This is a genomic window from Kluyvera sp. STS39-E, from assembly GCF_040932435.1.
Taxonomy (GTDB): domain Bacteria; phylum Pseudomonadota; class Gammaproteobacteria; order Enterobacterales; family Enterobacteriaceae; genus Kluyvera.
Genome location: NZ_JBFQGA010000016.1, coordinates 1 through 21,576 on the forward strand (window position 1 = coordinate 1; position 21,576 = coordinate 21,576).

18 protein-coding genes, 1 tRNA gene and 1 pseudogene are annotated in these 21,576 nt (G+C 47.1%); 9 read left to right on the forward strand and 11 right to left on the reverse strand.

Going from position 1 to position 21,576, the window contains the following annotated elements; translation table 11 throughout:
* The 4 genes from AB4K05_RS23760 to AB4K05_RS23775 all read left to right on the forward strand — a co-directional run.
* On the forward strand, window positions 1–922 hold a 922-nt coding region (locus tag AB4K05_RS23760), incomplete at its 5' end, for an ATP-dependent endonuclease (protein ID WP_368482155.1).
* Window positions 919–2,583: a UvrD-helicase domain-containing protein gene (locus AB4K05_RS23765; RefSeq protein WP_265928896.1), complete on the forward strand. Its 1,665-nt coding sequence runs from the start codon at window positions 919–921 to the stop codon at window positions 2,581–2,583. The genes AB4K05_RS23760 and AB4K05_RS23765, both read left to right, overlap by 4 nt.
* Before the next feature lie 269 nt (window positions 2,584–2,852).
* Complete coding sequence (locus AB4K05_RS23770) at window positions 2,853–3,704, forward strand: aldo/keto reductase (protein WP_368482156.1); 852 nt, start codon at window positions 2,853–2,855, stop codon at window positions 3,702–3,704.
* A 26-nt stretch (window positions 3,705–3,730) separates the two neighbouring features.
* Window positions 3,731–4,720, forward strand: a complete 990-nt coding sequence (locus tag AB4K05_RS23775; protein WP_265928892.1) for an aldo/keto reductase — start codon at window positions 3,731–3,733, stop codon at window positions 4,718–4,720.
* 34 nt (window positions 4,721–4,754) lie between these two features.
* Here AB4K05_RS23775 and AB4K05_RS23780 read toward each other — a convergent pair whose 3' ends face one another.
* Complete coding sequence (locus AB4K05_RS23780) at window positions 4,755–5,648, reverse strand: LysR family transcriptional regulator (RefSeq protein ID WP_368482157.1); 894 nt, start codon at window positions 5,646–5,648, stop codon at window positions 4,755–4,757.
* 148 nt (window positions 5,649–5,796) lie between these two features.
* Here AB4K05_RS23780 and AB4K05_RS23785 point away from each other — a divergent pair, with 148 nt between their 5' ends.
* From AB4K05_RS23785 to AB4K05_RS23795, 3 genes are all read left to right on the forward strand, one after another.
* Complete coding sequence (locus AB4K05_RS23785; RefSeq protein ID WP_368482158.1) at window positions 5,797–6,573, forward strand: SDR family oxidoreductase; 777 nt, start codon at window positions 5,797–5,799, stop codon at window positions 6,571–6,573.
* Window positions 6,574–6,711: 138 nt separating this feature from the next.
* Window positions 6,712–6,963 (forward strand): DUF1471 domain-containing protein, encoded by a 252-nt coding sequence (locus tag AB4K05_RS23790; RefSeq protein ID WP_063850127.1) that lies wholly within the window; start codon window positions 6,712–6,714, stop codon window positions 6,961–6,963.
* Between the two features lie 56 nt (window positions 6,964–7,019).
* Window positions 7,020–7,361, forward strand: a complete 342-nt coding sequence (locus AB4K05_RS23795; protein WP_265928890.1) for a helix-turn-helix domain-containing protein — start codon at window positions 7,020–7,022, stop codon at window positions 7,359–7,361.
* Window positions 7,362–7,834: 473 nt separating this feature from the next.
* Here the strand turns inward: AB4K05_RS23795 and AB4K05_RS23800 are convergent, their stop codons facing one another.
* From AB4K05_RS23800 to proB, 6 genes and pseudogenes are all read right to left on the reverse strand, one after another.
* Complete coding sequence (locus AB4K05_RS23800; protein WP_368482159.1) at window positions 7,835–11,086, reverse strand: hypothetical protein; 3,252 nt, start codon at window positions 11,084–11,086, stop codon at window positions 7,835–7,837.
* A gap of 55 nt (window positions 11,087–11,141) precedes the next feature.
* Window positions 11,142–11,470: pseudogene (locus AB4K05_RS23805) on the reverse strand (tyrosine-type recombinase/integrase); the annotation flags it as partial.
* A 167-nt stretch (window positions 11,471–11,637) separates the two neighbouring features.
* A complete protein-coding gene (locus AB4K05_RS23810) occupies window positions 11,638–12,834 on the reverse strand; it encodes an integrase arm-type DNA-binding domain-containing protein (protein ID WP_185667274.1) in 1,197 nt (398 codons plus the stop codon).
* Window positions 12,835–12,997: 163 nt separating this feature from the next.
* Window positions 12,998–13,073: transfer RNA gene (locus tag AB4K05_RS23815), tRNA-Thr, on the reverse strand.
* Between the two features lie 113 nt (window positions 13,074–13,186).
* Window positions 13,187–14,437 (reverse strand): glutamate-5-semialdehyde dehydrogenase, encoded by a 1,251-nt coding sequence (gene proA / locus AB4K05_RS23820; protein WP_368482160.1) that lies wholly within the window; start codon window positions 14,435–14,437, stop codon window positions 13,187–13,189.
* Window positions 14,438–14,447: 10 nt separating this feature from the next.
* Window positions 14,448–15,551: a glutamate 5-kinase gene (gene proB, locus AB4K05_RS23825; RefSeq protein WP_368482161.1), complete on the reverse strand. Its 1,104-nt coding sequence runs from the start codon at window positions 15,549–15,551 to the stop codon at window positions 14,448–14,450.
* Between the two features lie 284 nt (window positions 15,552–15,835).
* Between proB and phoE the strand changes: the two genes are divergently transcribed.
* A complete protein-coding gene (gene phoE / locus AB4K05_RS23830) occupies window positions 15,836–16,921 on the forward strand; it encodes a phosphoporin PhoE (RefSeq protein WP_368482162.1) in 1,086 nt (361 codons plus the stop codon).
* Between the two features lie 138 nt (window positions 16,922–17,059).
* Here the strand turns inward: phoE and crl are convergent, their stop codons facing one another.
* From crl to gpt, 3 genes are all read right to left on the reverse strand, one after another.
* A complete protein-coding gene (gene crl / locus AB4K05_RS23835; protein ID WP_368482163.1) occupies window positions 17,060–17,461 on the reverse strand; it encodes a sigma factor-binding protein Crl in 402 nt (133 codons plus the stop codon).
* A gap of 57 nt (window positions 17,462–17,518) precedes the next feature.
* On the reverse strand, window positions 17,519–18,763 hold the full coding sequence (gene frsA, locus AB4K05_RS23840) for an esterase FrsA (protein WP_368482164.1): 1,245 nt from the start codon (window positions 18,761–18,763) through the stop codon (window positions 17,519–17,521).
* A gap of 106 nt (window positions 18,764–18,869) precedes the next feature.
* Window positions 18,870–19,328 (reverse strand): xanthine phosphoribosyltransferase, encoded by a 459-nt coding sequence (gene gpt / locus AB4K05_RS23845; RefSeq protein ID WP_062777267.1) that lies wholly within the window; start codon window positions 19,326–19,328, stop codon window positions 18,870–18,872.
* A gap of 256 nt (window positions 19,329–19,584) precedes the next feature.
* On the opposite strand from gpt, the gene pepD reads away from it, so the two are divergent.
* Complete coding sequence (gene pepD / locus AB4K05_RS23850; protein ID WP_368482165.1) at window positions 19,585–21,042, forward strand: cytosol nonspecific dipeptidase; 1,458 nt, start codon at window positions 19,585–19,587, stop codon at window positions 21,040–21,042.
* A gap of 90 nt (window positions 21,043–21,132) precedes the next feature.
* Here pepD and AB4K05_RS23855 read toward each other — a convergent pair whose 3' ends face one another.
* Entirely contained in the window at window positions 21,133–21,576 is a 444-nt protein-coding gene (locus tag AB4K05_RS23855; RefSeq protein WP_368482166.1) for a GNAT family N-acetyltransferase, read from the reverse strand.

Genomic DNA, 21,576 nt, shown 5'->3' on the forward strand with positions numbered 1-21,576 from the left:
TTACTTGGGCCGCATTGTTAGCTCCCTAAATGTCATGACAAAAAACCTGGATGCGCAAGCTCTCATTGCGACGCATGCGCCCACAATGCTGCGCCGGGTAGCACCTGAGTTCATACGTTATCTTCGACTGAATGAGTCACGAGAGACGCAGGTCACTTGTATTAAATTGCCTGATGAAACTGATGAGGCACATAAGTTTGTGAGGGAAGCCGTCCAGGCGTTTCCGGAAGTCTATTTTTCACGGCTGGTAGTGCTTGGCGAAGGTGATAGCGAAGAGATTGTGCTGCCACGCTTGCTTCAGGCCAAGGGTGCGCCCGTTGATGAGTCAGCCATCACGATAGCGCCTTTGGGGGGGCGGCATGTAAACCATTTCTGGCGATTACTTACAGCGTTAAAGATTCCCTTTTTTACACTGCTCGATCTTGATGTAGCCCGCCATGGGGCAGGATGGGGGCGAATTAAGTACGTAAATGACCAGTTTTCCAAACGTCAAAGGTGTAACAAACTTCCTGAACCTTACGGAATTCCGAAATGGGATGATGAAAAACAGAAAATTCGGGACTTCGAACATTATCTCGACATGCTTGAAGAGCGCGGCGTGTTTTTCTCCTACCCGATGGATTTAGACTTTGCAATGTTACTTGCGTACCCAGAAGCCTATAACGTTGAGGAAGAGAAGCCCGATAATGCAACTATAAAAGCTGTTCTTGGAAAAAGTCATTACGATTCATCTCAGTATAGGGATGATGAATTAGCGCTTTTTAATACCTATCACCAACGTTTCAAGCTCGGCAGTAAACCCGCAGCTCACATTGAGGCGTTAACTCAGCTAAATGATGCTGATCTACTTAAAAGCATGCCAGAATCACTGGACAGGCTGGCTGATGCGGTTATTGCCAAACTCACGGAACTGCCAGAATGATTACTGTCGAAGAATGGCAGCCTGCAGATGGATTGACGCTGGAACCTAATGCGAAACGTGCAGCGAAAGCGCGTAAACGTAGCCTGGCACTGACTGCCGGACCGGGGGCGGGTAAGACGGAAATGCTTGCACAGCGTGCTGACTTCCTTTTGCGAACAGGAACGTGTCGATACCCCAAAAGGATTCTGGCGATCTCATTTAAGGTTGATGCCAGCAGAAACCTTACAGAACGCGTTGAACGCAGGTGTGGACGGGATCTGGCTTCTCGCTTTGACAGTTTTACCTTCCACGCATTTGCCAAGCGCGTAATAGATCGATTTAGGCCGGTACTCACGGGAGAATATGCCTTAGATGCTGGTTACACCATTGTAGACAAGAAAAGCGGGGCGTCTCGTCACGAAATAGCATTCGGCGATCTGGTTCCCTATGCAATTAAAATATTGCAAACGTCAAAAATAGCCCGAAATGCAATCAGGCAAACTTATAGTGACATTTTCCTTGATGAATTTCAGGACTGCACAAACTTACAATATGACCTGGTAAAGCTCGCTTTTCAGGGAACCAAAATTCGATTGACTGCAGTCGGTGACACAAAACAGAAAATTATGGCTTGGGCAGGTGCCCTGGACGGCATTTTCCAGTCCTTCACTAAGGACTTTAATGCGGTGCCGCTAAACATGTATCGCAATTTCCGCTCAAAACCAACATTGCTGCGTGTTCAGAACGAAATTATTCGTAAGTTAGATCCTGACTCTGTAATGCCTGATGATCAACTGGAAGGGGACGAAGGGGAGGTTTTTGCCTGGAAATTTGAAGATAGTCAAACTGAAGCTATCTATCTGGCTGACCTAATTGATAGATGGATAAATAAAGAGCAGCTACCTCCAGCTGAAATTGCAGTCCTGGTTTCAAGGCAACCAGATTTGTATGCTGATCACCTCTTCAGAGAGTTAGAGCAGCGCGGAATTCCCTACCGGAATGAGCAGCAAATGCAGGACATCACGGTCGAACCAGTGGCTCGTTTAATCGTTGATTACCTGTCCTGTCTTTATGCGCAGCGGGAACCTAAAGCCTGGATTCGCCTGATGAACCAGTTGGTTCCCTTTGCTGATGAAGAGATTCAGACCAGCGTACGAAAAGGTCTTGATCAACTTATAAGAAAGCATCGTAAGGAAGTGTCTGATGCAAAAAAAACGGAAACGCCCTTTTCTGAATGGTGGAGATTTGTTCGCGCTCTTTTAAAGCATATAGGTTTACAGACGCTTGTTGCATTATCTCCTGATTATGAGTCCCATGAGCGTCTGAAACAGGTTATTCGCGATGCCAGAGAACGTATCAAAGATTTATTGGAAATCGAATCTGATTTACCCCTCGCATTAAAACGATTTGCAGATGATCAAGCTGTACGAATTTTGACCATTCACAAAAGCAAAGGATTAGAGTTTGATTCGGTTGTCATCATGGCTGTAGAAAATGAGACTTTCTTTGGTAAAGAAGAAGAAAATCGCTGCGCGTTTTTTGTCGGTGTTTCGCGAGCAAAGAGACGCCTTATTTTAACTCATACGAACAAGCGTGATGAACCGGCTAATGCTAAGCACTGGAAAGTTTTTCGGACTGCTCGATTAGAGTATTTTGATTATGTTCTTCCGTTTGTGAGGTAACGGCCAGCCTAAAAATTATTTATAATTCCACTATTATTTTCACATCATTTACTGGGCTAAAAAGCATTGATTTTTACAATTGGCTATTCAAACATCGTTCAATAATCGATGCGGAGTGCCATTTTCAGCGTCCGCTTCTGGCACAAAGCCAACCGTCAGCCCCCCTACATTAATGAACACATCTAATAAACCCTAGCTAATTACCCCACCTAATCGAATAAATCAGTTTGCGTTATGCTTTTCCTACACAACTGCTGAAGGATAACGTCATGCAAACTGTAAAACTGAACAACGGGATTGAAATGCCCCTGCTGGGCTTTGGTGTGTTTCAGATGTCTGATGCCGCTGAATGCGAAAGAGCCGTTATTGATGCCATCGATACGGGATATCGCCTGATCGATACCGCTGCGTCTTACCAGAATGAAACCCAGGTCGGGAACGCTCTGAAACAGAGCGGTATCGCGCGTAACGAACTTTTTGTAACGACCAAACTGTGGCTACAGGATACCAATTACGAAGGCGCTAAAGCCCAGTTCGAACGCTCCCTGAATCGGCTGCAACTTGATTATGTTGACCTGTACCTGATTCACCAGCCTTACGGTGATGTCCATGGGGCATGGCGTGCCATGGAAGAACTGAATCAGGCAGGCAAAATTCGCGCCATTGGTGTCAGCAATTTCCATCCTGACCGACTGGCCGACCTTATCGCCTTCAACAAAGTTGCCCCTGCGGTGAACCAGATTGAAGTTAACCCCTTCAACCAGCAGCTGCATGCGGTTCCATGGAATCAAAGCCATGGCATTCAGCCGGAAGCCTGGGCACCGTTTGCTGAGGGTAAAAATGGTCTGTTCCAGCATCCCGTGCTAACAGCAATTGGCCAGAAGTACGGCAAAAGCGTGGGTCAGGTTGTGCTGCGTTGGATCTTCCAGCGAGGCATCGTTTCGCTGGCGAAATCGGTGCGCAAAGAACGCATGGAAGAGAACATCAACATTCTCGATTTTGAACTCAGCTCTGAAGATATGCTGCAGATTGCCGCCCTCGACACCGCAACCAGCGCCTTCTTCTCTCACCGTGACCCGGCAATGGTGGAATGGCTGACTGGCCGCAAACTTGATGTTTAAGTCGCGATAAAAGAGGTATTCATTCAATGCAAAAACGTTATCTGGGTCAATCCCGACTCGAAGTCTCCGCACTTGGGCTCGGCTGCATGGGCTTAAGCCACGGTTATGGCCCGGCGACCGATACTCGTCAGGCTATCGAGCTCATTCGCGCAGCGGTTGAACGTGGCGTCACCTTCTTCGATACCGCTGAAGTGTATGGCCCCTTTCTTAATGAAGAAGTTGTTGGCGAAGCCTTAAAACCATTCCGTAACCGCGTGGTCATCGCCACCAAGTTTGGTTTTACTTTTGGCGACGACAACAAGCAGCAGATTTTAAACAGCCGTCCGGAGCATATCCGTGACGCGGTGGAAGGATCATTACGCCGTCTTAAGACTGATGTTATTGACCTGCTATATCAACACCGTGTCGATCCGGATGTCCCGATTGAAGACGTTGCGGGAACGGTGAAGGACCTTATCGCTGAAGGAAAAGTTAAACATTTCGGTCTGTCCGAAGCAGGTGCGCAAACCATTCGTCGTGCGCATGCCGTCCAACCTGTCACTGCCCTGCAAAGCGAATACTCAATGTGGTGGCGCGAGCCTGAGCGGGAGATCCTGCCATTACTGGAGGAACTGGGCATTGGTTTCGTTCCCTTCAGCCCATTAGGCAAAGGCTTCCTGACGGGCTCGATTAAGCCAGGAACCACTTTTGGCAAAGATGATTACCGCAGCACGGTGCCACGTTTCGCAGAGCAGGCGATTGAAGCCAATGAAAAGCTGGTCTCATTGCTGGGTGAACTGGCGGCAGAGAAAGGTGTGACGTCTGCACAAATCGCGCTGGCATGGCTGCTGGCACAAAAGCCGTGGATTGTTCCTATCCCAGGTACCACCAAACTACACCGGCTGGAGGAAAACCTGGGGGCTGCCGACATCATTCTTTCGCAGGATGACTCATGGCAGATAACCCAGGCGCTTGAAACGATTAAAATCGTCGGCGAGCGTTACTCTCCTGAGCATCAGGCTCGCGTGGGCCGTTAACACTCGAACGGGCCCTCTGCGAATGGGGGACCCGTTATTCCTGGTAACGAAGTGCATCGATCATCAGCGCAAAAGCGGGCGGATGCTGCTTACGGCTCGGGTAGTAGAGGTAATATCCGGGGAAAGATGGACACCAGTCCTGCAAAACCTGAATAAGCTCTCCTGACTTTATATAATCCTGCACCCTGTCTTCAGGTATACAGGCAATGCCAAAACCGGATAACGCCGCATCAATCCTTTCCGCCTGCAGATTAAACGTGACCTGCCCTTCAACTCTGACCCGTAACGGTTTCCCTTCCTTCTCAAACTCCCAGTGGTAAAGCCCACCGGCTGTCGGCAGGCGCATATTGATACAACGGTGATTTTGTAGCTCGTGCGGCGTTTCGGGCGCCGGGTTTGCAGCGAAATAAGACGGTGCTCCCACCACAGCCATTCTCATGTCCGGGCCAACTCTTACCGCAATCATGTCCTTATCCACGCTTTCGCCCAGACGGATCCCGGCATCAAAACGCCCCTCAACAATATCGACAAAGCCGTTATCAACGACCAGTTCAACATTGATTTCCGGGTATTCCCTGAGGAAGGGTTTTAGCTTCGGCCATACCAGACTTCGCACGGCATGCTCCCCGGCAGATAAACGGATATTACCGGAGGCAGTGCCGTTCAGCTGAACCAGCGATTCCAGTTCCTGCTCGAGATCGGCAATACGCGGCTCAAGGCAGGCAATAATTCTCTCACCGGCCTCTGTAGGGGCTACACTTCGGGTCGTACGGGTCAGAAGGCGGATATTTAGCCTCTCCTCCAGAGCCTTCATCGCATGGCTGAGTGCAGACTGAGAAACGCCCAGTTTGCCCGCCGCTTTGGTAAAACTTCGCTCCCTTGCCACCACAAGAAAGATTTGCAGTTCGTTGAAGTTTTCTTTGAGCATCGGCGATTTCCTTATGGAGGCATTCCCTTCATCGCATACTCATGAAGGGTATTCATAGACACAATCATTTTAGCCCTATTACTGACAATAATGATAATTGATATTCTGACCGTATCGAAAATAAGTCCGAATTATCAGAAGGTTTATTATGAAAATACTCGTTGCAGGCGCGACAGGAAGTATTGGTCTTCATGTCGTGAATACCGCTATTGAAATGGGCCATCAGCCCGTGGCACTGGTCAGAAATAAACGCAAAGTAAAATTGCTTCCTCGTGGAACAGATGTTTTTTATGGCGATGTTTCAATGCCGGAAACACTAACCGAATTGCCGAAAGATATTGATGCCATCATCTTCACGCTCGGTTCCGATGGTCAGGGTCGTATTGGTGCCAGAGCGATCGATTACGGCGGAGTACGTAATATTTTACGAATTTTCAAGGATACGCCTGTTCGTATCAGCCTGATGACCACGATTGGCGTGACTGAACGACTCAGCACCTGGAATCAACGCACTGAGGTTCATGACTGGAAAAGACGTGCCGAGCGTCTGGTAAGGGCAAGTGGTCATCCCTATACCATCGTCAGGCCCGGCTGGTTTGATTACAACAATGATGATGAACACAGAATCGTTATGCTTCAGGGGGATCGTCGCCACGCAGGGACACCGGAAGATGGTGTGATATCCCGTGAGCAAATCGCAGAGGTTCTGGTCAGTGCCCTGACCAACGACGAGGCAAAAAATAAAACGTTCGAGCTGGTGGCTGAACGAGGTGAAGCACCACAGGATCTTACCCCACTGTTTGCCGACCTGCAGACTGATGATCCACAAAAAAATGATGGGGTTTTAGACATAGACAATATGCCTCTCAGGGAAGAACCGGAGTGCATTGTTAACGAGCTGAATTTGTATTCAAAAATTAACTAATCTACAACCCTGACAATTTTGTCATATAGCGGTCAGTCTCATGACAGCTTAGGTCTGTATATTTGAATATATAGACAGTGGGCGTTCCCCCCTGATACGAGTTCAGTTTCAAACATAGAGTTTAAAGAGGTATTAGATATGAAAGCACTACTTATTGCTACATTGGTCATGGGATTTATTTCTGTGAATTCCGTTTCTGCTGCTCAAGAAATTAATCATGCAGATGGGAAAGAAAAGATCGGTGTCGTCTCGGCAAGCAATGCCTATACACTTGATGAGTTATCGGATGCGCTCTCTCGTAAGGCTGATGAGCAAGGAGCAACGTCGTTCAAAATTCTGTCAACCACGGGGAATAATCGACTGCACGGGGTTGCTGAAATCTATAAGTAAATCATTAGCATCTCGAACAGGATGTGTCTCAACCCTCTTATAGTGAGCGTCGATTTATGTTCAGAATAGAAGACATCATCGATGAGATAACTCAATGGATTGATTCAAACTTACATAAACCGCTGAAGATAGAGGATGTTGCTGCGCGGGCAGGATACTCCAAGTGGCATCTTCAGCGTATTTTTGTACAGGTGAAAGAAGTCAGCCTTGGAAAATATATAAGAGATAAAAAACTTAAACTTGCAGCTAAAGATCTCATCGAGACTAATGAGCCAGTGATGGGTATAGCCTATAAATATGGATTCGATTCCCAGCAAACATTTACGAGAGTTTTCTCTAAAAAATACAAATTGCCACCATTGAGATATAGACATGCCGAAAAGCGAAAAAAACACTAACACTTTAAAGTTATTAACCTTACGTAACATAACCAAAATAATAATTTATTCCAGAATCAAAAATTGACGGATTTTTGGTCTAGAAGCTTCTTGTTCGGAACAAAGCTCTGCCTAGTTTTTAACATATAATGTCTAGACTATGACCTTCAGCCATTACACATCAGCCAAAATATCGACCAGAACCAGATCGATATATCAACAATATACCCATCGTGGCAAACCATTAACTTTTAGATATCTTATTTACCCTTGCAGTCGATTTATGGCACTGAGCAGACAAGCTAACAGAGCTGAAGGTCCGCTGTGAGCGAGGAGCGGAAGTTCAGAATGCATACTTACTTCGATGTGTGTTAAGCAATGGGGGGCAGGTCGGCAATTTATTGTGAAAGCGATAACACTAATAGCGTTAGTGAAGAGGCTAAAGATTTGTTTAGAACCCGCCCCCTTAAGAGGCGGTATTCTTAGCAAACATTTTATTTACTGTTTATCAATTGCAATAATGGGATCTCAGCTACATCACTAGGAATATAGGGGTCATCTTCTTTTAAATTAACCCCAATACAATCAACATCATTTAACCCAATTTCCCAAGCCCACCTAACATCTAACGTACTCATTTCTATCCCTAAACTATCTCTTTGTGGATGCTCAGGAACAATATTTTTTAACATCGCATCACATCCAAGATAGAATTTTCCACAGGCCTGATACGCAGCAAGAAATCTTTCTAAATTGACATTGCTATCAGGAGTCATCGTATTAATTCTACTGATCATTGTCATTCTTTTAGTTAATGGCGTTGTCATCATATTTTCAGATATCAGTACTCTATAATGAGTTGGGTTTTTAACTGAAATACCCTTGACAATACAAACCCGTAATCTGGCTTTACTATCTACCAAGCCTACTGATGATATAAGATCTTTAAAAATATCCTCACCTATATCGGGGTGTTTAAATAATAGATATAACCCTGGATAACACGATTTTAATTGAGCGAAGCCTACTCCTTGCCAGCGTGTTCTATCCCATAGACGAGGTTTGATTAGGCTTTGTATTGAATAATCTTTATGCGTTATATTTTCGGAATTAAGTTCCTCTTCAGGTATTCTTCCTTTACCAGGTGTTGGAACATTTATATCCTCGATCTCCAACACTTTCGGAAATTCACTATCCCAGGATTTATCTCTTAAAAGAGGGTAAGTTTTCTTTTCAGCACTGGTGGAATAAATTTTCTTAATTTGTTGATCAATATCATTTCCAAGAACATTTTCAATAGCTTTGATACAGGCACCGAAACTAATTGCTCTGTCAAATGCAGCATCTTCGAATATCATTCTTTCAATGTATTCTGTATTTTTTATAAAAAATAACTCAGGGAGAAGATCAAATACTATTTTCTTGAATTCATTAGTGATTTTTTGTTGAGCATCGATTCTAAATGCACTTGTCTCAAAACCATTGCAATTTATAGTAAGGTTTAGTTTTCCATTATTGCTATTTATTTCATGTGATAAGGATAATTCATCTTCATCATCTGCTATTACTTCAATAATTAAAAATGCTTCTTTCAGATGGATGTTATCAATCGTACAAGTTGCAAAAGCACTCTCTAAAAGTGCTAAGATACTAGTTGAAAACTCTATAAATGGTGACCGATTCGGAAAGTTAATTTCTATGGTGCATCCAAAAATAAAAGATGTATATATTCCTCGTTTATCATAGTTATCTTTTATGCCTTTACTATTGAATCCAGCATCAAAGTCACGTATTTTTTGCAAAAAATCATTATGATCTTTATCGGCAGTAACTTCGTACTCACGTTCAAAATCTTCAATATAACCTAAAGCATATTTAAGACATCCCGATGATACAAAAAGACCTAATCTATCGAGTTCATCGGGAATATTACTCTGTCGATTTACTCCATTTAGGTCAGTGTTCAAAATGAGTTGACTTATGTAAAAATCAACTTGCTGATTTTCTTTATCGCCGAACGGGCTATCACTGATATTTTGGTTAATTATTAAAAACAGTTCATACCATAAAAGAGCATGTGCTAATTTCCCTAGTTTTATTTCTGCCAGGCATAAACTATAATAAATATCAGCCTGCTTTAATGATATCTCATCATACTTCCAGTAGTTATCTGTAATCAAAGAAGCGGATAGAAGCAAGCATGAACGTGAACTCCATAGCAACCCAATGGATTCGTAAGCATAAGCAATAGCTTTTAATGCTAATATAAATTTATCTCGTGATTCCTCTTTATAGAGTGGAATAAAAGATTTTCCTAAATACTTGATTGCCTGATAAGGGTGACCATTTTGAATCCTCTTTATACCTCTTCGTAGATTTAATAATGCCCCTTTAACTTCACCACCTCTAACAGCAGATTGCTCAGTCATATAGTCTAATAAATTTTCATATGCATCTACCTCGAAAAAAATGTCATCTAGTTCGTTCAAAAGTTGGAAGTTTTTTTCAAAGGGATAGCCTATTAAATTCCCACTATTTTTAAAAATTTCATGTAACTCTTCAAATACAACCGAAGCATCTTCTACATCTGAAAACGTTGTCAATTTATAAATAGCTTTGTGAGTTCTCGCTGTGAGTGCATTACTGGGACGTGATTCATCTTCAGCTATCTCATCAAGTTTAACGAGCATGTTACGTTCAATATTCTCAATGTCGATTGTAGATGTTGCGTTGTTAAGTCTAATATAACTTTTATGAACGGTTACTAAATTTAAAACTTTCTCCCATTTTGAGGAATTAGTTGATGATGCAATACTTTCATATGCAAATTGAAGATTTTCTTCGAAGAGATTAAAATCTTCCATCCAAAAATGAGACTTCCAGGCATATTGATAATACGCATCCAGCAATTGTTGATTAGTCCCGAATTTCTTTGAGATTTTTATAGCTCTTTCAAATAGACCTTGTGTTTCAATTAGTGGTTTCTCAAGTTCAGCGCTTAACTCTGCAATTTCTAAAAACATATCCACCTGTTCATATGAAATTTCAGCAGGGTTTATTTTATCTCTAATATACTCGGTTAATTCTTCATATTTTTTATGCTTTTTATAATCATTTTCTCCAAAAATAACTTCTCTTTTATATTGCGTTGGAACTGACAATGAATCAATGGCCAATTGCTCAAAATTATTTTTGTAAATTTGATCTAATAGCCAATTAATATCTAATATACGAACATCTATTCCAGTTTTTGTTTTTAGTGTATCCTCAACCTCTGAACGAATATTGGACTTTGCAGATTGATTCGTTACGCAAAATACTTTAGTATACCCACGATCTGTTTCTTTTATCTTAAGTACATCTTCATGGCATTTTTTCTTCCAGTCTTTACGTGTACTTACCGCAAAGGCCCAACGTTCTTTATTTGATGCTTCATTAACACCTTCGAACCAAAGAAGCTTATTCTGTTCCGAAACAGGGAATGTTTGTGTGTCAGTTTTACCATCCCCCCCTGCTACAGGACCAGTTTGTTCAAGGAGATTAGGGCAAATTATTTTTTCACATATTTTTTTTGCAAAATCTTCGAATTGTAGTTCTTGATTTCTTGTATTTAGCGTAGAGAGGAAGTGTTCCAGTACAACTCTATCTAAAGTACCAGTCTCTCTGATTGTTGAATCAGAAAATTTTTCAGGGCGACGGCGCCTTAGAAATTCTTTAGATGAAAATTTGGTTTCCTGTACATTCATGATTTTGACGCTCCTCTTGCTATCGACAATAAACCTTTGTATGCATCAACTAGATTTATTGTTCATACTGCCTTTTTTGAAGAAAAAATTGCGGACGTTTATTTCTAGACAAACTATCTATGTAATCTGCATCATCTGTTGTCTCCCTTCCAAATACTGTGCATGATTGTAAGCCCCGTGAATAGCGTTCTTATCCACATGTGCAAGCTGTGTTTCGATCCATGCAGAGTTGAATCCTTCTTCGTGCAGAATGGTACTCATTGTGTGACGAAAACCATGCCCCGTCAGCCTTCCTTTTTATCCTAATAACTCAATTACCTGATTAATGCTTTCCTTTGAGATCGGCTTAGTACGATCATTACGTCCAATGAATACGATCGGATAGATGCACCTAATCTTATAACATCGTGTTTTCTATGTCCGTTCCTGGCACTAAGCAAACAGTCAGACGCAAATGTAAATCAGTACAAAAATGAACTCCTCCAAAAACGGAGGAGCTAAGCTTTAGATTTCACGCTACCTACTAATAAAGGACCAATTTAAGGTTCGTATCATAAGGCCATGATTATTTTATATTTCCCAATGTTATCAATATAATCCGCATACCACTGCATCATCTCCCTACGTCCTTCCAGATACAACGCATGGTTGTACGTCCCTCGAATCGCGTTCTTATCGACATGCGCAAGCTGGGTTTCAATCCACGCTGTATTGAACCCTTCCTCATGCAAAATCGTACTCATCGTGTGGCGGAAACCATGCCCCGTTACCTTCCCCGTGTATCCAATCCGCTTAAACACCTGATTAATACTCGCTTCGCTCATTGTTTTGCGGGGATCATTCCTTCCAGGAAACACCAGTGGATATTGCCCTGACATCACTTTGAGCTGCTGTACGATTTCCAGAGCTTGGGTAGAGAGGGGCACAAGGTGAGGCCGTTTCATCTTCATTCGGTCGGCAGGAATTTCCCACACCGCTTTCTCAAGATCAAATTCACTCCAGAAAGCACCTCGAAGCTCGCCGGTGCGAACTCCCGTAAGTATCAGCAAACGTGCGGCAAGAACAACCAGCGGGCTGCCTGTATAACCAGAGAGAGCTTTAAAGAAGTCTGGTAACTCCTCAACAGTCAGGAAGGGATAATGCTTTGATTCATGCCCTGACATCGCGCTGGTTAGATCTGCTGCAGGGTTGTATTCCGCACGGCCAGTAACGATGGCGTAACGAAAAACTTCGCTGCAGCGCTGGCGAACCTTCTTGGCCTTCTCTGTCGCGCCACGGCTTTCCATTCGACGCAGCACATTAAGCAGAACCAGCGGTTTGATTTCATTCACCGGCTGCTGGCCAATATAGGGGAAAATATCTTTATTGAAAGCTTCGATAATGTCCGAGGCATAGCCTTCTGACCACCGGCTCACCTTCGTACCGTGCCACTCAAGCGCCACAGACTGGAACGTATTATTGAGCTGCACATCTCGAACCAGCTTTTCTTCTTTCTTCGCAAACGATGGATCGATACCTTCGGCCAGTTTTTTCTTGGCTTCATCACGTAGTACCCTCGCTTGTGCGAGAGACACTGCAGGATAAACACCAAAAGCCATACGCTTCTCTTTTCCATTGAAGCGATATTTCATTCGCCAGTATCGAGAACCAGAGGGAACGACTTCAAGATACAAACCAGCACCATCTGCCAGCTTGTAGGCTTTCTCTCTGGGTTTAGCAGCGTCTACCTGTCGGGCGTTAAGCTTCATTGGGGGCATCTCCCTGGACCGAACACAGAATGCCCCCACTTATGCCCCCAACTGCGACTTGATTTCGGTTGAGTCCAGTTGATAACAGGAGATAAGATACGGGCCAGAAACCGCAGTATACGGGCTTTTAGTTGATTTCGGTAGACTTGGGAAGAGTTTGAAATGGTGCCGATAATAGGAGTCGAACCTACGACCTTCGCATTACGAATGCGCTGCTCTACCAACTGAGCTATATCGGCCCTGCAAGAGGTGTTCACGAGTGTGAATCACGAGGCAAAAGGTTAAAACTAACCGGGCGATGCGTCAATAGCCAGTTGAATCAACTGCCTGTTTTTGCATCGCCCGCTATCAATTAGGCACGAATGGTATCTTCACCAAAGCCAATCCACTTGTAGGTGGTGAGTGCCTCCAGTCCCATTGGGCCACGCGCGTGCAGTTTCTGCGTGCTAACCGCCACTTCGGCACCGAGACCAAACTGGCCACCGTCGGTGAAACGAGTAGAAGCGTTGACATATACCGCCGAGGAATCTACTTCATTGATAAAACGGTTGGCATTGCTCAGAGTGCGGGTCAGGATAGCGTCAGAGTGCTGGGTACCGTGAGCGCGAATATGCGCGATGGCACCATCCATGTCAGGAACGATTACCACGTTAAGATCCAGCGACAGGAACTCGTTATCTAGCTCTTCAGATTTGAGCGCCACCAGCTTCGCCGGGCCTTTCAACTCAGGCATCAGCGCTTCATCAACGTGTAACGTCACACCACTTTCCGCCATCTGCTGGCTTAGCGCCGGCAGGAAACGTTCGGCAATGGCCTGATTCACCAACAGCGTTTCCATGGTGTTACAGGTGCTTGGACGCTGGGTTTTCGCGTTGACGATGATCTTCAATGCAGGTTCAATTTCAGCGGTGTCGTCAACATAGATATGACACACGCCGATACCGCCGGTGATCACCGGGATCGTCGACTGTTCGCGGCACAGCTTGTGCAGGCCTGCGCCACCGCGTGGGATCAACATGTCGATGTATTTGTCCATGCGCAGCATTTCGCTAACTAGCGCACGATCAGGATTCTCAATCGCCTGTACTGCCGCTTCCGGCAGGCCGCACTCTTTTAATGCCCGCTGGATCACCCCAACGGTAGCCGCGTTAGTACGGTAGGTTTCTTTGCCACCGCGCAAAATCGCGGCGTTACCCGTTTTCAGGCACAGCGCGGCAACGTCAACGGTCACGTTCGGACGCGCTTCATAAATCACGCCGATAACGCCCAACGGCACGCGGCGACGTTCAATCCGCAGCCCGCTGTCAAGCAGTCCGCCATCAATCACCTGCCCTACTGGATCGGCCAACGTGCAAACCTGGCGCACGTCATTGGCGATAGCCGTCAGACGCGCGGGGGTCAGCGCTAGGCGATCGAGCATCGCTTCACTCAAGCCGCCTTCACGCGCCTGAGTCAGATCCAGGGCGTTGGCCCGCAGGATCTCATCGCTCTGGGATTCCAGATAATCAGCGATCGTTTCCAGAACCCGATTTTTTTCACGGCTGGATAACAGCGCCAGTTTGTAAGAGGCTTGCTTGGCCGCAATGCCCATTTGTTCCAACATGTTGAACTCCTTAACGGGTGATCATGTCGTCGCGATGAACGGCAACCGGGCCGTACTCATAGCCGAGGATGGCGTCAATCTCTTGCGAGTGATGCCCGGCAATCAGGCGCAACGCATCGCTGTTGTAACGACTTACGCCGTGCGCGATGTCCCGACCTTCCAGATTACGAATACGGATCACTTCACCACGAGAGAAGTTACCTGTCACGTTTTTAATACCTTTTGGAAGTAATGAACTCCCACGTTCCAAAATTGCGCCGGTTGCGCCAGCATCAACAATCAGCTCACCTGCTGGCGGTGCGCCGAAGATCCAGCGTTTACGGTTTTCAAGCGGAGTATCTTGGGCGTGGAAACGCGTGCCGACCGAAATGTTCGCCATCACGTCGCCAATCACGCCGGGCAGGCTACCTGCCGCGATGATGGTATCGATACCGGCGCGACAAGCGACGTCGGCTGCCTGCAGCTTGGTGCCCATGCCACCGGTGCCTAAACCGGAAACACTGTCACCGGCGACGGCACGTAGCTCGTCATCAATGCCGTAGACATCTTTAATCAGTTCGGCATCCGGGTTGCTGCGCGGATCGGCGGTGAACAGCCCTTGTTGATCGGTGAGCAGCAGCAGCTTGTCAGCACCGGCCAGAATTGCGGCCAGCGCGGAGAGATTGTCATTGTCGCCGACTTTAATTTCAGCGGTCGCCACTGCGTCGTTCTCGTTAATCACCGGAACAATGTTGTTATCAAGCAGCGCGCGCATGGTGTCGCGCGCGTTGAGGAAGCGTTCACGGTCTTCCATGTCAGCGCGCGTCAGCAGCATTTGCCCGACGTGGATGCCGTAAATGGAAAACATCTGTTCCCAGAGCTGAATTAAGCGACTTTGTCCCACGGCGGCCAAAAGCTGTTTAGAAGCGATAGTTGCGGGCAGTTCGGGGTAACCAAGATGCTCTCGTCCGGCGGCGATAGCGCCTGACGTGACGATAACAATACGATGCCCAGCCGCATGGAGCTGAGCACACTGGCGAACCAGTTCCACAATGTGCGCGCGGTTCAGGCGGCGCGATCCGCCTGTTAAAACACTGGTGCCCAGTTTGACAACCAGCGTCTGACTATCACTCATGATTCTCTGCCGTTAAATAGGAATAATCGATACCAAACAGACGTTGTAACAGGAGTCAGCCCGCTTGCCAACTGCCAGTATAGAAAGCGGGGATTTTGTTGCGCGGGATCAGGCAGCCTAGGGGCGAATGTTGACATTTTTATGACAGAAAAAATTAATCATAGTTTTTTATATTTAATCGAACATTGTCATAAATTTTTAACACGGGGGGGATAAAAACGTTCCTGTTTTTTCACAGTGGTCTTTCACAGCAATTTTAAAACATAAAAAACCGGGAACGAGAAATGCAAAAAACAACGCTGGCATTAACGATGATGGGTATTATTGCGTCCTCTTCAGCAATGGCTGCTGAAGTTTATAACAAAGACGGTAATAAACTGGACGTTTACGGCAAAGTCAAAGCTATGCATTACATGAGCGATGATTCCAGCTCTGATGGCGATAAAACATACGTTCGTTTTGGTTTCAAAGGCGAAACACAAATTAACGACCAATTGACGGGTTATGGTCGCTGGGAATCTGAATTCTCCGGTAATAACGATGAAAGCACCTCAACGCAAAAAACACGTCTGGCCTTTGCCGGTCTGAAAGTAAAACAGTTCGGTTCTTTTGATTACGGTCGTAACCTCGGTGCACTGTACGATGTTGAAGCTTGGACCGATATGTTCCCAGAATTCGGCGGCGACTCCACCGGTAAGACCGATAACTTCATGACCAAGCGTTCAAGCGGTCTGGCAACCTACCGCAACACCGACTTCTTCGGTGTTATCGACGGCTTGGATTTAACTCTGCAATATCAGGGTAAAAATGACCGTAGCACCTACGCTACCGCTAACGGCGACGGTTTCGGCTCTGCACTGTCTTATGATTTCGGCGGCAGCGATTTCGCGATTAGCGCGGCATACACCAACTCTGACCGTACCAACGTTCAGCAGGCTAAATCTCTGGCTCAGGGCGGGAAAAATGCTGAGTCTTGGGGTACGGGCGTAAAATATGACGCCAACAATATTTACCTGGCGATGATTTATACCGAAACGCGCAATATGACGCCGGTAAAAGGTTTGGTTTCCGCGGATCAAGGTTTCGCCAATAAAGCGCAGAACTTCGAAGCCGTTGCGCAATATCAATTCGACTTCGGTCTGCGTCCTTCCCTGGGTTATGTACAGATGAAAGGCAAAGATCTGGACAACGGAATTGGTGACCAGGATCTGATGAAATATGTTGATGTCGGCGCGACCTACTATTTCAACAAAAATATGTCCGCATTTGTTGATTATAAAATCAACCTGATTGATGAAGACGCGGTGACCAAACGTCTGGCTATTATGACTGATGACGTTGTCGCGGTCGGTATGACCTACCAGTTCTAATATTATTGCGTCGTTAACAGTATGCCGGGTAAGGCCTATCCGCCGCCCGGCATTTTTGCCTGATGGCGGATAGGCCTAGATGATGTAAAAAGACATAAAAAAGGCCAGCATATTTGCTGGCCTTTTTGTCGCGATTATTTATGCAGAACGTTTCACCGCTTCGTTGGTAAAACCTTTCGCCGGCTCCAACCCTAACTCCAGTGACTTAAGCAACTCTTTCGCCCGGTCGTGAAAACCTTTCACCGTGAGTTCGAGACGCTCCATAACCTCAGGATCCTTGATAGCCACTGCCTGCCAAACCCCGTCTTTATCAAACAGGCCGAACTGATAGCGGTAAGTGAAACGCTTGGCTTCTGCCTCCATTTCCATCCACCAGCCCCAGAACTCACGCTTTTCAGGCGCAGGTTTTACGTTAACGCAAACGGCCAGACAGTCGAAAAAAAATCGGTTGTCTTCACACTGTTCTTCACGAATATAGGGGCCTAGCGCCGCGAATTTCTTGATTAACCTGCTTCTCGGATGTCCACTCGGTAACGTCATTGCGATCTCCTTTAGTGATGCAACTGTTTTACCAAATCAATAGAATTTATCAATATATTAACAAAATCTATTATTGATCCACCCGGCAATTTCTTTCAGCGCCTTGTCAAAGTTGCGATACACCGGGTTAAACGGGATCGGCATCAGTTTCCCCTTCGCAGATGACGAGACGATTAAACGAGACTCTTCTTCCGGGCTGAACGGATCGTTCGCCCAGAATCCCGAAAGCATTGGCGTTGGGCAGCGACGTCCCAGTAGCCCCTGCGTTTTCAAGGAGTAACGGTTAAGTTCAACGCGCAGTGCTTCGTCGGAAGCGTCGTGCATCCCCAGCCGCGAAGCCAGCACGTCGAGATACATCTCCGGCACGCGTCCTTGTTGCAGCGGGTCATTCAGTAGGCAATGCACTACCGGCCCCAAACAGGCGACGGCTTTCAAATTTTGCGCTTCTAGGTAGGCCAAACGAACTGCAATGTTGGCACCAAAGCGGAAGCCAAAGGCCGCTACGCGGGTATGGTCCACCCAAGGAATGGTCGGCAACGCGCGGATAACGTGCTGGTGCAGCATGCTGGAGTCCTGCGTCAGCTTCCATTTTGAGGAGAAGCCGATAGAAGGCATATCGACCGTCAGCATCGCAATACCGAGAGGCGCAAAATAGTGCTCATACAGGCTGTAGTAGTCAGTCTGCAAGCCATCAAGCCCGCCGCACATCAGCACCGTCGGGAACGGACCGTCGCCTTTGGGCATATGCAGGAAGCCGGTAATCGATGAACCGCCCGGAATGGCGAACTCCAGCTCGCGCATCTCTCCCGGCAATCGCTTCGCCGCCTCTTCATAGGCGCGGTTAGCCAGCGCCTGTGCCTGTTCAGCGAGGTCATCCCCTTTCAGATGCGGGTAAGCGGCGATACTGTAAAGGTTAGATGCGTGCAGCCAGTGGCGGCCACTGAGCGTTTCATCGGGTTCTTGATTAGCTTTCTGCTGCCAAAGCATGGCCTGAGATGACCATTCATAAATCCAGTTTCCGCCGCGGTAGCCCACAACGGTGTCAAACAGCTCATCGTCCGTGCGCTCGGCTTTACTCATGACGATACGCGACTGAACGTCGAGAATTTCCTGCGGCGTAACCCCCCGCCAAATCCACATCAGACGGTTAATCATGCGGTACCAGTGCGGGATGTTACTTCCGCTCAGCGCCGACTGCATGCTGTCGGTCTTACCGTTGCTGAAACGGCGCACCAGCGTTGATGTTTCAGGGTGTTTAAAGCGCGGTTTGAATAGCGTTTCGCTGAGATTGGCTTCTGGCATCACAAAACCTCCATGGATACGATCTTAGGCCTATTGTAACGCGCGGGACGTTAAAAAAAACAACGCCCGGCATAACCGGGCGTTGGAAGCGCATTTATTGACTGAATTAACGGCCAGAGATAGGCGGTACGAATACCACGCCCATGTCCCATGGCTGCTCAATCCATGTATCCTGAGGAATATCAACAACATAATCGTTAACCAGCGGACGACCTGCTGGTTTAGCGAAGATGGTGACGAAATGCGCTTTTGGGTACATTTCACGAATGGCAACCGCAGTGCCGCCGGTATCGACCAAATCGTCAATAACGATAAAGCCTTCGCCATCGCCTTCAGCGCGTTTGAGAACTTTCAGTTCACGCTGGTTGTCGTGGTCATAGCTGGAAATGCATACGGTGTCGACATGACGAATGCCCAGTTCACGAGCCAGCAGTGCGGCAGGTACTAAACCACCACGGCTAACGGCAATAATGCCTTTCCATTGTTCTGAAGGCATCAGGCGTGCAGCCAGCTTGCGCGCGTGAATCTGCAACATGTCCCAGGTGACGACGTATTTTTCGCTCATGTGAAGTGTCCCAGCCTGTGTTATACGGCTTAAAAAGTGTTCAAGGGGGAAATGGGTTGCGCGAGATTATAGAGATCTGACGCACTAAAAACCAGTGTTAAGCGGAATCCCCGCCTCTTTTTACGTGGTTTATTCTACCGGGAGCAAGAGAAAGTGGTATTCTCAACCGCATCGCGCAAGCCAGTCTTGTGGTATATGTATGTGCTAACCCTTTACCTGCAAGCGACTTTTGCAGAACGCCGTAAGGAGACTCATTGTGTCTGAACTGTCTCAATTATCCCCGCAGCCGCTGTGGGATATTTTTGCCAAAATCTGTTCCATTCCACACCCTTCTCATCATGAAGAGCAGCTCGCTGCCCATATTGTGGGCTGGGCGAAAGAAAAAGGTCTGCACGCAGAACGCGATCAGGTTGGCAACATTCTGATTCGTAAAGCTGCCACGCCGGGCATGGAAAACCGTAAAGCGGTTGTGCTGCAGGCTCACCTCGATATGGTGCCGCAGAAAAACAATGATACCGTGCACGACTTTGCCAAAGACCCAATTCAGCCATACATCGATGGCGAATGGGTGAAAGCACGCGGTACGACTCTGGGCGCTGATAACGGTATTGGCATGGCCTCCGCGCTGGCGGTCCTGTCCGACGACGCCGTTGAACACGGCCCGCTGGAAGTGCTGCTGACTATGACTGAAGAAACCGGTATGGACGGCGCATTTGGTCTTCAGCCTAACTGGCTGCAGGGCGAAATTCTGATCAACACCGACTCTGAAGAAGAGGGTGAGATCTACATGGGCTGCGCGGGTGGTATCGACTTTACCAGCAACCTGCCGCTGACCCGCGAAGCAATTCCGGCGGGTTTCCAGACCTTCAAGCTAACGCTGAAAGGGCTGAAAGGCGGTCACTCCGGTGGTGATATTCACCTCGGTCTGGGCAATGCCAACAAGCTGCTGGCCCGTTTCTTGGTGGCTCACGCCGCTGAACTGGATCTGCGTCTGGTTGACTTCACCGGCGGTACCCTGCGTAACGCAATCCCACGTGAAGCCTTTGCCACTCTCGCCATTCCAGCAGATAAAGTTAGCGCGCTGAAAGACCTGGTAGAAACTTACCTGCATATTCTGCAAAACGAGCTTTCTGCGAAAGAGAAAAACCTGAACCTGGTGCTGGAAGAGACTGCCGTTGAAGGTAAAGCGTTGAATACCGCTTCACGTGATGCATTTATTCAGCTGTTGAATGCAACTCCAAATGGCGTTATCCGCAATTCAGATGTTGCTAAAGGCGTGGTTGAAACTTCCCTGAACGTGGGCGTGGTTTCCTTTACTGAAGATACCGCCACCATTCACTGCCTGATTCGTTCTCTGCTCGACAGCGGCAAAGATTACGTGGTCAGCATGCTGGAATCTCTGGGCGCACTGGCCGGGGCAAAAACCCAGCCTAAAGGCGGCTACCCAGGCTGGCAGCCGGACGCAAGCTCTCCAGTGATGCAACTGGTGCGTGAAACCTATCAGCGCCTGTTCAACAAGGTGCCGAACATTCAGATTATCCACGCCGGTCTGGAATGTGGTCTGTTCAAAAAACCGTATCCGAATATGGATATGGTTTCTATTGGGCCAACAATTACCGGGCCACACTCACCGGATGAGCAGGTTCATATCGAAAGCGTTGGCCAGTACTGGCAACTGCTGACGGAACTGCTGAAAGCGATTCCGGCGAAGTAAGTTACGAGCCGTTCCCGGCGGCACTTTGCTTGACTGGGCTACATTCGACGTAGCCCAGTCAAGTGGACCAAAGCCGGGAATATCCTTGCCCTACCTGACCTTTTCCATTCGATAATTCACAAAGCGCTCCCCGCGAGCTTCAACCTCTTGCTCCGCTAGCACCACAAACCCTAATCGTTCAAAACACCTTTTTGCCGTGATGCTCGCTTCTACCGTGAGTGTGCCCGTTGGTACCTCGGCAAACAAAGATTTTAATAACGCGCTGGCTACGCCTTGTCCTGAATACGCGGGGTCAACAAACAGCAGATCGATATAGTACTCAACGGCGGTCACAAACCCCACCGGCGTGCCATCTACCGTTGCCACCAGCACCAGAGAGTCTGCCATTTTTTGCTGCCAACGAGCTTCATCAACCTGCGCCCAAGCGTTGATCTGCGCCGGTGAATAGTGCTGGCTGGCGGTTTCGCGCACCGCTCGCTGGAAAATCTGGCACAGCGTAGAGAAATCGCTTTCACGGTAAGGACGAATAAGCAT

Excerpts from the sequence above, each read along its gene's own strand:
- AB4K05_RS23770 (WP_368482156.1), top strand. The coding sequence starts at position 2,853 with ATGCAAACTGTAAAACTGAACAACGGGATTGAAATGCCCCTGCTGGGC.
- crl (WP_368482163.1), bottom strand. The coding sequence starts at position 17,461 with ATGACGTTACCGAGTGGACATCCGAGAAGCAGGTTAATCAAGAAATTC.
- AB4K05_RS23855 (WP_368482166.1), bottom strand. The coding sequence starts at position 21,576 with ATGCTTATTCGTCCTTACCGTGAAAGCGATTTCTCTACGCTGTGCCAG.
- AB4K05_RS23800 (WP_368482159.1), bottom strand. The coding sequence starts at position 11,086 with ATGAATGTACAGGAAACCAAATTTTCATCTAAAGAATTTCTAAGGCGC.
- proA (WP_368482160.1), bottom strand. The coding sequence starts at position 14,437 with ATGTTGGAACAAATGGGCATTGCGGCCAAGCAAGCCTCTTACAAACTG.
- phoE (WP_368482162.1), top strand. The coding sequence starts at position 15,836 with ATGCAAAAAACAACGCTGGCATTAACGATGATGGGTATTATTGCGTCC.
- AB4K05_RS23810 (WP_185667274.1), bottom strand. The coding sequence starts at position 12,834 with ATGAAGCTTAACGCCCGACAGGTAGACGCTGCTAAACCCAGAGAGAAA.
- proB (WP_368482161.1), bottom strand. The coding sequence starts at position 15,551 with ATGAGTGATAGTCAGACGCTGGTTGTCAAACTGGGCACCAGTGTTTTA.
- AB4K05_RS23775 (WP_265928892.1), top strand. The coding sequence starts at position 3,731 with ATGCAAAAACGTTATCTGGGTCAATCCCGACTCGAAGTCTCCGCACTT.
- AB4K05_RS23790 (WP_063850127.1), top strand. The coding sequence starts at position 6,712 with ATGAAAGCACTACTTATTGCTACATTGGTCATGGGATTTATTTCTGTG.
- AB4K05_RS23780 (WP_368482157.1), bottom strand. The coding sequence starts at position 5,648 with ATGCTCAAAGAAAACTTCAACGAACTGCAAATCTTTCTTGTGGTGGCA.
- AB4K05_RS23765 (WP_265928896.1), top strand. The coding sequence starts at position 919 with ATGATTACTGTCGAAGAATGGCAGCCTGCAGATGGATTGACGCTGGAA.
- frsA (WP_368482164.1), bottom strand. The coding sequence starts at position 18,763 with ATGCCAGAAGCCAATCTCAGCGAAACGCTATTCAAACCGCGCTTTAAA.
- AB4K05_RS23795 (WP_265928890.1), top strand. The coding sequence starts at position 7,020 with ATGTTCAGAATAGAAGACATCATCGATGAGATAACTCAATGGATTGAT.
- gpt (WP_062777267.1), bottom strand. The coding sequence starts at position 19,328 with ATGAGCGAAAAATACGTCGTCACCTGGGACATGTTGCAGATTCACGCG.
- AB4K05_RS23785 (WP_368482158.1), top strand. The coding sequence starts at position 5,797 with ATGAAAATACTCGTTGCAGGCGCGACAGGAAGTATTGGTCTTCATGTC.